This is a genomic window from Bacillus sp. 1A (genome assembly GCF_052682215.1).
This window is the reverse complement of sequence record NZ_JBQYLZ010000001.1, coordinates 1,559,946-1,571,711: the sequence shown is the minus strand read 5'-3', so window position 1 is coordinate 1,571,711 and position 11,766 is coordinate 1,559,946. Positions and strand designations below refer to the sequence as shown.

The 11,766-nt window shown below is 35.5% G+C and carries 11 protein-coding genes and 1 other annotated feature; of the genes, 3 read left to right on the top strand and 8 right to left on the bottom strand.

Annotation, left to right across the window (positions count from 1 at the left end; translation table 11 throughout):
• Positions 1-40 precede the first annotated feature (40 nt).
• Positions 41-187, top strand: coding sequence for a YuzL family protein (locus tag ACUN0F_RS07820; protein WP_001096344.1), 147 nt, complete (start codon positions 41-43; stop codon positions 185-187).
• A gap of 97 nt (positions 188-284) precedes the next feature.
• The gene (locus tag ACUN0F_RS07815; protein WP_000831460.1) at positions 285-1,124 is read left to right on the top strand and encodes a D-alanyl-D-alanine carboxypeptidase family protein; all 840 of its coding nucleotides are present in this window, start codon (positions 285-287) and stop codon (positions 1,122-1,124) included.
• Between the two features lie 22 nt (positions 1,125-1,146).
• Here the strand turns inward: ACUN0F_RS07815 and ACUN0F_RS07810 are convergent, their stop codons facing one another.
• From ACUN0F_RS07810 to ACUN0F_RS07795, 4 genes are all read right to left on the bottom strand, one after another.
• Positions 1,147-2,064 carry a proline dehydrogenase family protein gene (locus ACUN0F_RS07810; protein ID WP_046955846.1) on the bottom strand — a complete coding sequence of 306 codons (918 nt, stop codon included), beginning with the start codon at positions 2,062-2,064 and terminating at the stop codon, positions 1,147-1,149.
• Between the two features lie 309 nt (positions 2,065-2,373).
• Positions 2,374-2,619: a YusU family protein gene (locus tag ACUN0F_RS07805; protein WP_264461640.1), complete on the bottom strand. Its 246-nt coding sequence runs from the start codon at positions 2,617-2,619 to the stop codon at positions 2,374-2,376.
• Between the two features lie 48 nt (positions 2,620-2,667).
• Entirely contained in the window at positions 2,668-2,970 is a 303-nt protein-coding gene (locus tag ACUN0F_RS07800; protein WP_001018862.1) for an MTH1187 family thiamine-binding protein, read from the bottom strand.
• A 78-nt stretch (positions 2,971-3,048) separates the two neighbouring features.
• Positions 3,049-5,049: a methyl-accepting chemotaxis protein gene (locus ACUN0F_RS07795; RefSeq protein ID WP_445539333.1), complete on the bottom strand. Its 2,001-nt coding sequence runs from the start codon at positions 5,047-5,049 to the stop codon at positions 3,049-3,051.
• A gap of 187 nt (positions 5,050-5,236) precedes the next feature.
• Between ACUN0F_RS07795 and ACUN0F_RS07790 the strand changes: the two genes are divergently transcribed.
• Positions 5,237-5,995 (top strand): TrmB family transcriptional regulator, encoded by a 759-nt coding sequence (locus ACUN0F_RS07790; protein ID WP_264461642.1) that lies wholly within the window; start codon positions 5,237-5,239, stop codon positions 5,993-5,995.
• Between the two features lie 30 nt (positions 5,996-6,025).
• Here ACUN0F_RS07790 and ACUN0F_RS07785 read toward each other — a convergent pair whose 3' ends face one another.
• From ACUN0F_RS07785 to ACUN0F_RS07770, 4 genes are all read right to left on the bottom strand, one after another.
• Complete coding sequence (locus tag ACUN0F_RS07785) at positions 6,026-8,182, bottom strand: SpaA isopeptide-forming pilin-related protein (protein ID WP_445539332.1); 2,157 nt, start codon at positions 8,180-8,182, stop codon at positions 6,026-6,028.
• 269 nt (positions 8,183-8,451) lie between these two features.
• Positions 8,452-8,619: a hypothetical protein gene (locus tag ACUN0F_RS07780; RefSeq protein WP_176546143.1), complete on the bottom strand. Its 168-nt coding sequence runs from the start codon at positions 8,617-8,619 to the stop codon at positions 8,452-8,454.
• Between the two features lie 82 nt (positions 8,620-8,701).
• Complete coding sequence (locus tag ACUN0F_RS07775; protein ID WP_445540809.1) at positions 8,702-9,886, bottom strand: MFS transporter; 1,185 nt, start codon at positions 9,884-9,886, stop codon at positions 8,702-8,704.
• 108 nt (positions 9,887-9,994) lie between these two features.
• Entirely contained in the window at positions 9,995-11,308 is a 1,314-nt protein-coding gene (locus ACUN0F_RS07770; protein WP_088064746.1) for an APC family permease, read from the bottom strand.
• Positions 11,309-11,373: 65 nt separating this feature from the next.
• Positions 11,374-11,610 (bottom strand) — a binding site (T-box leader).
• Between the last annotated feature and the right edge of the window lie 156 nt (positions 11,611-11,766).

The window sequence follows — 11,766 nt, the reverse complement described above, 5'->3', positions numbered from 1 at the left end:
CTTTTCCTTTTTATAATCTGACGAAACTGGAGGAATATATATGGCAAAACTTAAGAAGAACCCTTCAAAGGCTGGAATTAGCGCAGCAAGCGTAACTGGAAATGCAGGTCCTCATAATCACGGTGTGGAAAAGGGCCGTCAAGGTAATAACCAACAATATAAGAAGCATAATATGGGCGAAAAATAACGGTATATTTTTGGGCAGAAAACGTGGCATAATGGGTAATGGCTGCTTTTTCTGCCCAATTTATTTGTACATATGGAAAACAAAAGAGGGAACGATGATGAAACGAACAATAGTTATGATTGTAATGATTGCTACACTATTTACAGGGATGATTTTCTTCTCTTATGCACAAAGGCAACAAGCTGTAAGAGCGGATCAACCTAACATTACTGGGCAATATGGCATTACAATCGATGCAGACACAGGTGAAATTTTGTATGGGAAACGGGAAGACGAACGCTCTTATCCGGCTAGTATAGGGAAAATGATGACTACCTTACTCTTACTAGAGAATGTAAAAGAAAATGAAGAAATTACAGTTACAGAGAACGCAATTAAAACAGAAAGTCAAAGTAAGAAAATTAAACTTCGTGCCGGGGAAAAGTTAAAACGGGATGAGGCATTAAAGCTTATGCTTATCATTAGTGCAGACCCGATAGCTGAATCCATTGCAGAACATATCGCAGGATCAAAAAATGAATTTGTAAAAATGATGAATGCAAGAGCGAAGGAACTTGGTACAAAGCATGCGACTTTCAAAAACGCAAGTGGTGCTGATGCACTTGGAAATAAAGTATCGCCATATGACATTGCTATGATTACGAAAGAAGCATTAAAGTACCCAGTTGTTTTAGAATATATGAATTCAACACGTACAACTCTACATACTTCAGAACGATCTCCAAACATCGCAAACTATGGACGAGAAGAACTATATGACGATCCATATGCAATTGGAAGTAAAAGCGGTCTATCAGCACTCGGAAAATATACGGTCGTAACAGTGGATGAAAAAGACGGTAAACGCGTCATTAATGTTGTATTATCTTCTACTCGCACACAGCTATATCCTGATACGAAGAAAATGGCACATTATGCATTTCAGCAATTAAAATAACCAAGGAGTATTTTCTCCTTGGTTATTTTTTAACCATACCTTTTAACACGAACGCAACGTTTGCTGGACGCTCTGCTAAACGACGCATGAAGTAGCCATACCAGTCGTTTCCATAAGGCACATAAACACGCATTTTGTAACCTTCTTTTACTAGCTCAAGTTGACGCTCATTACGAATACCATATAACATCTGGAATTCAAATTGGTCTCTTGGAATATTGTGTTCTTCGGCAAGTTTTTTCGTATATTCAATAATCGCTTCGTCATGTGAAGCAATTGCAGTATAATTTCCATTTAATAAGTGCATTTTAATAATTTTTTTATAGTTATCATCTACATCTTTCTTCTCCGGGAACGCTACCTCTTCAGGTTCTTTATAAGCTCCTTTTACAAGACGTAAATTAGGACTATAAGCATTTAATTCTTCCATATCTTTTTCTGTACGATATAAGTAAGCTTGAATAACTGTACCAATATTATCGTACTCAGATTTTAACTGTTTAAAGATATCAATTGTCTTTCCGCAGCGTGTATAGTCTTCCATATCAATGGTAACAAACACACCATTTTCTTTTGCAGCCTCTAAAATACGGCGCATATTGTTCATTACGATTTCATCAGAGATATCTAATCCCATAGAAGTCATCTTTAAAGAAAGCTGCGAATCAAGACCTTCTCTTCCAATTGCACGGATTGCTTCAATCGATTGGTTAGCCATTTCATTTGCTTCCGCTTCATTATCAACGAATTCCCCTAAATAATCGATTGTTACACAAAGTCCTTGCTTGTTCAATTGTTTAATAGCTGCTGTCGCTAATTCAATTGTCTCCCCTGCGACAAAGCGACCTGCACCAAAGCGTAAACCGTACTTTTTAGCCAGTTTTGTTAGCGCTTTATTTTTAGATAAGAAAAGAAACGAATTTCGCATTAATTGTTCCATGTAATTCACCCCTATGACTTGATTTATCTGTTTTTTACCCCTCTTCGAAATTATATCACTGTTTAAAATTATTGGATACAAATAATTATTTAGATAATTTATAAAATACTATAAAAACATTTAAAACCCTATATTCTCGCTTCTTAATATGAAGGGAATATTTTTCGACATTTAGAAAAAACGGGTTTACTAAGCAAAAAATAGGCATGTCGAAAATATTCGACATGCTTATAAAACCCTTTATATTCCATGTAAATTATATGAGGATATTAATACAGAAAACTTGATGTAGCATTACCTCAAGCCTTCTCACTGTTCATTTCGCTTCTCTTCATTCAGCTTTTTAATATCTGTAATTAACTGTACCATCTCTTCTTTTGCATCGGGATACGTCTCATTCCAGTGCTTCACTAAAGCTGGCATCGTCTTTGCAATATAAGAATAAAGCGCCCACTTCTGTACCTGTTCTTTTCTCTCTTCATTGCTCTCTCCAAGTAATAGTTCCGTGTATTTTTCTAGTAATCCGTCAAATTGCTCGTTAAACTTTTCATTCATCTTATTTACCTCCTATATGAAAAAAGCAGCGAAAATCGCTGCTTTTCCTTATAATTTTGATCGAACAGAGTTTAATTTTTTCTCCATTGTGCTTACTTTATCACGACGATCATCGATACGAATTGTTGTTGCAACGCGCTGTGCACCTTTCGTATATGGAACTTCATGCATTTGTTGAATTACTTCTAGAATGACAGGAAGATCTCCTTCAATTACTGTATTCATTGGTGTTAATTGATACTTCACGCGATCTGCATTTTTCTCTAGCACCTTTTGTACTTCTGCTACATATTCACTAACACTTGGATTACCCGTTCCTACTGGAATAATCGATACGTCAACAATTGCCATAGTAGTCTTCCTCCTATAAATTGCTTCTTATATATCCATTGTCTATTTTACCGAAATACGCATCATTTTACTAATTTGTTATTCCTCTATTTTAAATTGCTCAACCAATCTTTCTAAGTCTCTCATATGCTCCGTCAAGCTTTCCATCGTATGAGCTACCTTTTCTAGATGATTCACTTGAGATTCAGTTGCAGCATTTACTTCTTCCGAAACAGCTGCGCTTTCTTGACTTGTACTAGCAATTGTATGCATTACCGTTGTAATTTCTCCTTGCTCGTAACCGATGTTATGTACCTCTTCTACAATTTGTTCGACTGAAGTACTAATTGTATTTACAACTGACATAATTGTGCGGAATTCCGTTTCTGCCTCTGTCGTAACTTTATTTTGTATATCTGCAATATCTTTTAATTTACTTACAACCTCTACAACTCGTTTTACCTCTACTTGTACATCGCCAATCATCGTTGCGATTTCTCCTGTCGCCTCTTTCGATTGTTCCGCTAACTTTCGAACTTCTTCGGCAACAACAGCAAAGCCTTTACCTTGTTCCCCTGCACGCGCCGCCTCAATCGAAGCATTTAAAGCAAGTAAATTCGTTTGATCCGAAATACCTTTTATAAGCTCTACTACATTTTGAATCGATCCAACTCTTTGCTCTAACTTTCCGGATGCTTCCTCTGTATGCACAACAATCGAAGATGATTGGCCCCTTGTACGAACTAAATTACGCATCGTATTTAATCCTTGCTTAGATGCCTCTTCAGCTTTGCCAGCCACACCTTTTATTTCCCCAACAGAGTTATTCATTTGTTCCACTGACTCTGCCATATTCTCGAGCTGCTCTGAAACTTCATCTACACTATTAGCAAGAGTGGACGCTCCTCCGCTCACATCATCCATTGCACCTGACACTTCTCTACTAGCGGCTACAGTTTCATTCGTTAAATAATGTAGATTATTCGTTGATTGTTGCACTGTTGATACACTATTTTTAATTTTACTTACCATTTCATTCATTTGCTCAACCATATGATTAAAATGATTTGTCAGTTCTCCAACTTCATCCTTACTTGTCACTTTCATTTGCAACGTTAAATCACCTTCTGCGACTTTTTGAACGTGATTCGTTAATAGTTGCAGTGGTCTTGCTAATCTTCTTGAGAACAAGTATGAAGCTGCGATTCCAACTAATAAACTAATACATGCCATTATAAGGACTGTATTTCTCATACTATTTAATAGCCCATCAATCGTTTCTTTCGGATAAAAAATTCCTATTTTCCATTTCATCTTATCAAACAGTTGACTATAGGCTACTACATCTTTCCCGCCTAATGTCGTCACCGCAAATTTTGTTTCATCTTTATTTAAACTTTTTACAAGTGATTCTTTTGAAACATCTTTTCCTACTTCCCCTGGATATACAATGGCAATATTTTTATCATTTACGATAAACATTTCTCCACCATTATTATATTGAATATTATGGAGTAGCTTTTGAATTGTTCCTAATGATACATCCATTGCTACTACTCCTAATACAGAACCATCTTGTCCGACAATAGCTTTTGAAACTCCAATACTTAACTTGCCTGTCGCGATTTCATATTGTGGTTGTCCCCAAATAATCGATTTCGTATCGGCTTCTGATGCTTTATACCATTGACGACTTGTTGGATCATATCCTTCCGGTACTGTTCCTCCGTCAGCGAGATTTGCGCTCAACGTTTTTTTATCTTTCGTTCCAATGTATACATCCAAAATATCAGGATGATTATTTTTAAATCTTAAAAACTCTTTTAAAATAAAACTTTCCTCTTCTGGAGTCACTCCATCTTGTAACATGTTTTGAATATCATCATGGCTTCCATAATGACCTATATCTTCTTCAATTCGCTGCATAAATGCATTTAACTGCTCTGTCACAAGATCCATCGTATTTTGAGAATACTGGTCTAAGGAGCGCACTTCCTTCTCTTTCTGTAATTGATACATAGCTGTACCTAATATTACAAACATCATAGAAATAAGTACCGAAAATACTACCGCAATTTTTAAACGTAAACTTCTTAACATCTTCCCCCAAGCATCCCTTCTCGTTGTATTGTAATCGCATTAATCATTATATTAAGTATAATGGATAAAATTAAAAAATTGAAATTAATTCTCATCTCAATTTGAGTAGACAACCTACTACCACTTGTGCAAAAACAAATAGTTCATTATCCTTAAACTATATAATCTCATTCGTTCGGAGGGAACTATGTTACAAAAATTCGGTTTCTCACAATATGAAAGCCAAGCTTATGAAGTTGTCGTATCAAGCAACGAACCATTAGATGCTACAACGATTGTGAAACACTCTGGTGTTCCAAAAGCAAAAATATATGAAGTGCTAGCACGCCTGATTGATAAAGGAATGGTAATGGATTCTGTTTCAGAAAAGAAAAAATTGTATACAGCATTACCACTCAAGCTCGCAATTGAAAAATTAACGACAGAATTTCAATCAAACATTAAAGAATTAGAAACGAATATATCAAAAAAATCATTTACAGATGACCGTGTGTGGAGCTTAAAAATGCAATCTTCTATTCGAGTTCAAAGTAAAGAACTGATCGAAAGTGCAAAAGAATCAATTCGCATTTCAGCTTGGAATGACACTCTTTCAGAGTACCTTCCTTCACTAGAAGAAAAAGCAAAACAAGGCGTCAAACTCGAGTCCCTTATAGTTGGAAAAGTAGAAACAGACTTAGAAAACATGCATTTTCTAATCCCAGCCGAAGAGCCTAACGCGCTAGAGCGATACTTACTACTGATCGTTGACGACCGCGAAATTTTATTTGCTGGTGTAGAGCAAGAGTCATGGCAAGCGATGAAAACAATGTCGCAACCTTTCGTAAAGTTCTTTACAGAATTTTTTTATCACGACGTTGCACTTGCAAAAATTACAGAAAAGCATCTGGATCTCTTCATGCAAGATGAGGAAATTAAGAGTTTGTTGAGGAAGTTAAGATACTAAAAAAACGCCTCTATTACAAGGCGTTTTTTTCTACATTTCTTTTCTATTTTTCATCCTTAACACATAAGCACCCGCAATAATAAAACCAATTCCTAAAACGAATAAAGCCGTAAATTCATTGCCGACGCCGCCAGTAGCTGGTAAACGCACTTCATTATGAGTATTATGTTGTTGCATCGGCTTCACATCAGCGGAAGGTTTCACTTCTCCACTCGGTGTTGGCTTATTTGGCTTAGAAGGAAGTGATGCCTTTTCTTCTTTCTTATTTTTCACAATATGTTTAATAATTTCTCCATTCTCTTTTATTTCAAATGCAAATGTCTCTTCATTTATTACATATCCATTCGGTGCTATTGTTTCTTTATACGTGTACTTTCCGTATGGTAGTTTAAATTTCGCTACACCTTTTTCATCCGTTTTCCCTTTTACTACTTCTTTCCCTTGTTCGTTGTAGATTGTAAACTCTGCATTTGGCAGTTTCGTATTCCCATCCGCTACATCTACTTTCGTTATTTCTAAATCACCTTCTACTTTCTTATCTTGAACGATATGTTTAATAATTTCTCCATTCTCTTTTATTTCAAATGCAAACGTCTCTTCACTTATTACATATCCATTCGGTGCTATCGTTTCTTTATACGTGTACTTTCCGTATGGTAGTTTAAATTTCGCTACACCTTTTTCATCCGTTTTCCCTTTTACTACTTCTTTCCCTTGTTCGTTGTAGATTGTAAACTCTGCATTTGGTAATTTTGTATTCCCATCCGCTATATTTACTTTCGTTATTTCTAGTTCACCTTCTACTTTCTTATCTTGAACGATATGTTTAATAATTTCTCCATTCTCTTTTATTTCAAATGCAAACGTCTCTTCACTTATTACATATCCATTCGGTGCTATCGTTTCTTTATACGTGTACTTTCCGTATGGTAGTTTAAATTTCGCTACACCTTTTTCATCCGTTTTCCCTTTTACTACTTCTTTCCCTTGTTCGTTGTAGATTGTAAACTCTGCATTTGGTAATTTTGTATTCCCATCCGCTATATTTACTTTCGTTATTTCTAGTTCACCTTTTATATTTTCATTTTTCAACTCTAATATAGCAGTTTCACCAGTTTTCACTTCAATTTTTTTAATACTTCCGTCTAACACATATCCAGCTGGCGCTTGAATTTCTTTGACGCTATATATACCGATTGGAAGATTCCCTAGCTCCGCAATCCCCTTATCATTAGTCGTGACATTTTGTTTAAAGTTTTCATTAGAAACTTCAAACACCGCTCCTTTTAATAATTCCTTTTTTTCTCCTAATTTCACAATCTTTAAAGAGCCTACTGATTCCCAATTTACAACTAAACCTGTACTGATTTTCTCACTATTTCTTTGTAACAATACCGTTGTATTTTGAACTTTTTCTGATCCTTTAAAAGCTATTGCTTGTAAATTTGTTAAAGTAGACTTCACTTTCATTTTAAAATTACCACTACTCGTATCTTTCGGGATTAAAATTTTGAATTTTTCATTAATTGATAATGTACTTTTCCCTTCTCCACTTTCATTTACAATTCGAAGCCCTTTAGGAGCGTTTTCAGGAAGAATTGTATAAGAGCCAGAAACCGCATTTGTTTGCACTGCATAAAATCCTGTTTCTAAATAATTACCTTTTTGTGTAGCAGTTTGTGGATCTACAGGATTAACTTTAAAAAATATATCTTGTGATCCAGTTTCTTTTTTTGAAGCTTCTACTAAACGCTTCATAAGATTATGTACTCGTTCATTTTTTGCAACTAAATCTTCTTCCGTTAATTCATTTGCTGCAATCCATACCGCTAATTGTGTAGCATAATGCGCCTCTTCTACTGTCGCTACCCCTAATTCAGATGGGCTTTTTTGAGGATATCCATTTAATAAAACACGATATACGGCATCAGATGATTTCCCCATCTCAGGCAAATCATCTCCATTTGGAGAACGTAAATCAGGCGTTAAACAATACGCAATACTACCCGAAGCCGTTTTAATTATTTCTGTCTTTATTTCACGCTGTTTCGACTTACTATAACTCCAATCCATTTTATATGTTTCTCTGTTCATTACTTCTGCCTTCACTTGCGGCATTGCAATTCCTAATAAAATAATAAGAGCGCTTAAAAAACTAAACCATTTACCTACCATCTTTCGTTTCATTCTCTCCACCACCATATATAAATTTCTACATGAAGCAATCTTACTGTTTCATTGTACTTATAGTGAAAAAAAGAGAATAGGTGGTTTTTTTGTAGTATCTTGTCGAATTGTTGAGAAAGTTTCAAAGTAATAAGCAACATTAAAATTGTTTGTTCTCATGCTGCTATTGACAAATGGACATTACATATTTTAAATTTTCAAACATGATAAAAAAGCACTTTATAAGTGCCTTCATAACTTACGAGAAACAAATTTTAAACGAATACATATTACTTATCTTTTTCCTTTATCTCCGTCAACAGCTCAATAATTTTCTCATTTTGCTCCACTTGTTTCTCTGAATTTTGATAGATGAAACGGACCCACCTTAATACAACAACAACTATCAATATCGGTAGTAGAGCAATTATCATGCCAAATACCGAGAAATTAGACATCATTCTCCATCACCTCGCTACATACAACTTTCTCCATCCACCTACTAAAACCTGCAATTTTTTACAAATAAAAAAGAACCTATCAAACGATAGATTCTTCTTTTGCAAACTGAGCAGAACGTCCTCTCGTAATCGAGAAAATTGCACAAAGTAGTGCTAATATAATAAAGCCGCCTCCTACCCAAGCATTATATATAACAGATGATTTTTCAATAACAACTCCGCCTACTGTTGAACCGAGCGCAATTCCTAAGTGAAGGGCAGAGTTATTTAAACTTTGCTGAATACCAGCTGATTCTGGTGCAATTTCAATTAAATAGTTTTGTTGTGCTGGTGAAATAGCCCAGCTCAGCATACTCCAAAGTCCCATCATAATAATGAACAGTGGGAATGAGAATGTCATCATTGGCAATATGAAGATCGCACACGCAAATACGATAATAATTGAAATAATACTTTTCTTCGATCCCCATTTATCAGCAAGCAAGCCCCCAAGGCCGCCTCCAAGTACTGCTGCAATTCCGAAAATGAAGTAAAATACACTAATCCAATCTGCTTCAACATGCATCACATCTTTTAAAAATGGTGTTAAATATGCATATAGTGTTAAATGACCCGTTAAAAATAAGAATGATGTTAACTGTGCACTTACGATTTTCTTATCTTTTAACGTAGCAATTTGTTCTCTTATTGATAACACTGATGTCAGTGGTACTTTCGTTAAGAATAATGAAATACAAGCGATTGCTATAACTGTTAATACCGAAATTAATACAAATGGTGCACGCCATCCATATGCATTTCCGAGTACAAGTCCAAGTGGTACTCCAAGTACAAGTGATCCACTAATTCCCATGAAAATGATTCCAATGGCACGCGCACGAAAATGCGGTTCTACAACACTAGAAGCAAGTGTTACTGACAGTGCAATAATAAGCGAACCACTCGCTGCACAAACAACCCTTGAGAACATTAACATCCCGTAATTCACACTAAATGCTGAAATAATATTTCCGATTAAGAAAATTGATAATGCCCCAATGTATAATCTTTTTCTTTCAAATTTTCCAGTTACCGCTAATAAAACCGGACCTGATAAAGCAAATACTACTGAAAATATTGTTATAAGCTGACCAGCTGCACTAATAGATACTCCTAAATCATTGGCAACTAGATCGAGCGTTCCTCCTATAATTAGCTCAACCGTTCCGACTACGAAAGCCGCGATAGCTAAAATATACACACGAAAATTCAAGTCTTTCCCCACGCTTTCTTTTCGGTTACTACTACTATAGTAACCAAAAAAGAAATTGAACACAAGTACAATTTTTTTACAATAAAAAAACAGGCGTATCATACGCCTGCCTTCTAATTATTAAACACTAGTTTTGTTCTTCTTATTTAAATACCAATACACCGGCAGTCCAGTAAAGACAATTCCAATTGATAAGAAACAACTTACCGGATCATTAATAATCGCACTTCCAAGTACAAACAATGATCCTAAAATCGCAACGATTGGTACAATTGGGAATAGCGGTACACTGTATGCACGCTCTTTATTCTTGTTACGTTTTCTTAAAATGAAGACACCAATAAACGTCATTACATAGAAAATATAAATAATGAATACGGAAATCTCAGATAGCTTATTCGGATCACTAATAACCATTAAAATAATTCCTAAAATGATTTCAACAGTAATCGCATTTGCTGGTGTTTTAAATCTTGGACTTTCCTTTGCGATAAACTTAGAAAACGGAAGGTGTCCACGCTCTGCCATCGACATCGGAATACGTGGGAACGTTAAAATCTTTCCATTTAAACAACCGAAAATAGAAACGATAATACCAATACTAATAATTTTCCCGCCATATTCTCCAAGTAACATGCCCGCAGCTGTTGCTGTTGCATTTTCTCCAAGGTCTACGATTTTAGCTGCTGGTAACACATTTAATAATGCCAAGTTAATTAGTACGTAAGCAGCCGTTACAATTAAAATCCCAACTGTCATCGCTTTCGGTAATAACTTTGTTGGATTCTTCATTTCTCCGCCAATCGAAGCAAGTAGAATCCAGCCGTCATAAGCAAATAATGTTGCTAAAATTGCCATACCGATACTTTGATTTTCTGATATCGGCACAACTACATTAAAGATATCGCTATTCCCTTTCCAAAAACCTAACACAACAATTAATACGATCGGAATCATCTTCCCAATTGTCGTAACCGTTTGGACGATACCTCCATATTTTGTTCCCATACTATTTACAACGCCAAGGAACACAACTGTTCCAATAGCAATTGGTAAATTCCATACTTTATCTAAATAGAAAAAATTAATCATTAAAGAACTAAAGTACAACCCTAATGTTCCAATAATAGCTGGTCCATAAACAATCGTTTGCATCCAGCCTGATAAATATCCCCAAAAGCTTCCGTAAATCTCCTCTAAATACGTATACAACCCACCATTTTTCGGGATTTGCGCTCCAATTTCAGCTACTGTTAAACCACTTGCTAACGTCAACAGACCACCAATTACCCAAGCAAGAATCGCCATATTAGAACTCCCTGAGTAATCTAATACGCTCCCTGGCTTCATAAACACACCAGATCCAATAATCGTTCCTACTACGATAGAAAGTGCTACTGTTAAACCAATTTTGTTCTTCTCATCATGATGCATGCTGCGTATCCTCCTTCCAATTCTAGTGTGATGCAAAAATGAAATAAAAAAACACTCCTCCCTAAAAAAGGGACGAGTGTTATATTCGTGGTTCCACCCTTGTTTCAATTCGTAAAGTAACACACTTCACCAATTTCTCAAGTCTAAATAACGGTTTTTGCCGGCAAGCAATTACTAGGTATCCGTTCACTGCTGCAGTTCAGAGGTGGTAATCCATTTTTCCGTATTAGGAAGCTCACAGCCAAAGGCTTCCCTCTCTGAGAATCGTAAAAAATTGATCATGTCCTCATCATCACTTCTTGATGTCGAATTTTGTAGTTATTGTTCATTATATTGAATTGTTAGAAAAAATCAATATATTTTTTTATATAACATATGAAATATTTCTCTTCTTATATTATAACAGAAGTTACGACACTTCTCTAATTCCCTAAAAATTGTATAGTCTATATAGGAGG

What these genes read in the sequence shown, in the direction of transcription:
- ACUN0F_RS07770 (WP_088064746.1), bottom strand. Translation starts at nt 11,308, where the DNA reads ATGCATCATGATGAGAAGAACAAAATTGGTTTAACAGTAGCACTTTCT.
- ACUN0F_RS07805 (WP_264461640.1), bottom strand. Translation starts at nt 2,619, where the DNA reads ATGAATGAAAAGTTTAACGAGCAATTTGACGGATTACTAGAAAAATAC.
- ACUN0F_RS07790 (WP_264461642.1), top strand. Translation starts at nt 5,237, where the DNA reads ATGTTACAAAAATTCGGTTTCTCACAATATGAAAGCCAAGCTTATGAA.
- ACUN0F_RS07785 (WP_445539332.1), bottom strand. Translation starts at nt 8,182, where the DNA reads ATGAAACGAAAGATGGTAGGTAAATGGTTTAGTTTTTTAAGCGCTCTT.
- ACUN0F_RS07800 (WP_001018862.1), bottom strand. Translation starts at nt 2,970, where the DNA reads ATGGCAATTGTTGACGTATCGATTATTCCAGTAGGAACGGGTAATCCA.
- ACUN0F_RS07815 (WP_000831460.1), top strand. Translation starts at nt 285, where the DNA reads ATGAAACGAACAATAGTTATGATTGTAATGATTGCTACACTATTTACA.
- ACUN0F_RS07795 (WP_445539333.1), bottom strand. Translation starts at nt 5,049, where the DNA reads ATGTTAAGAAGTTTACGTTTAAAAATTGCGGTAGTATTTTCGGTACTT.
- ACUN0F_RS07780 (WP_176546143.1), bottom strand. Translation starts at nt 8,619, where the DNA reads ATGTCTAATTTCTCGGTATTTGGCATGATAATTGCTCTACTACCGATA.
- ACUN0F_RS07820 (WP_001096344.1), top strand. Translation starts at nt 41, where the DNA reads ATGGCAAAACTTAAGAAGAACCCTTCAAAGGCTGGAATTAGCGCAGCA.
- ACUN0F_RS07810 (WP_046955846.1), bottom strand. Translation starts at nt 2,064, where the DNA reads ATGGAACAATTAATGCGAAATTCGTTTCTTTTCTTATCTAAAAATAAA.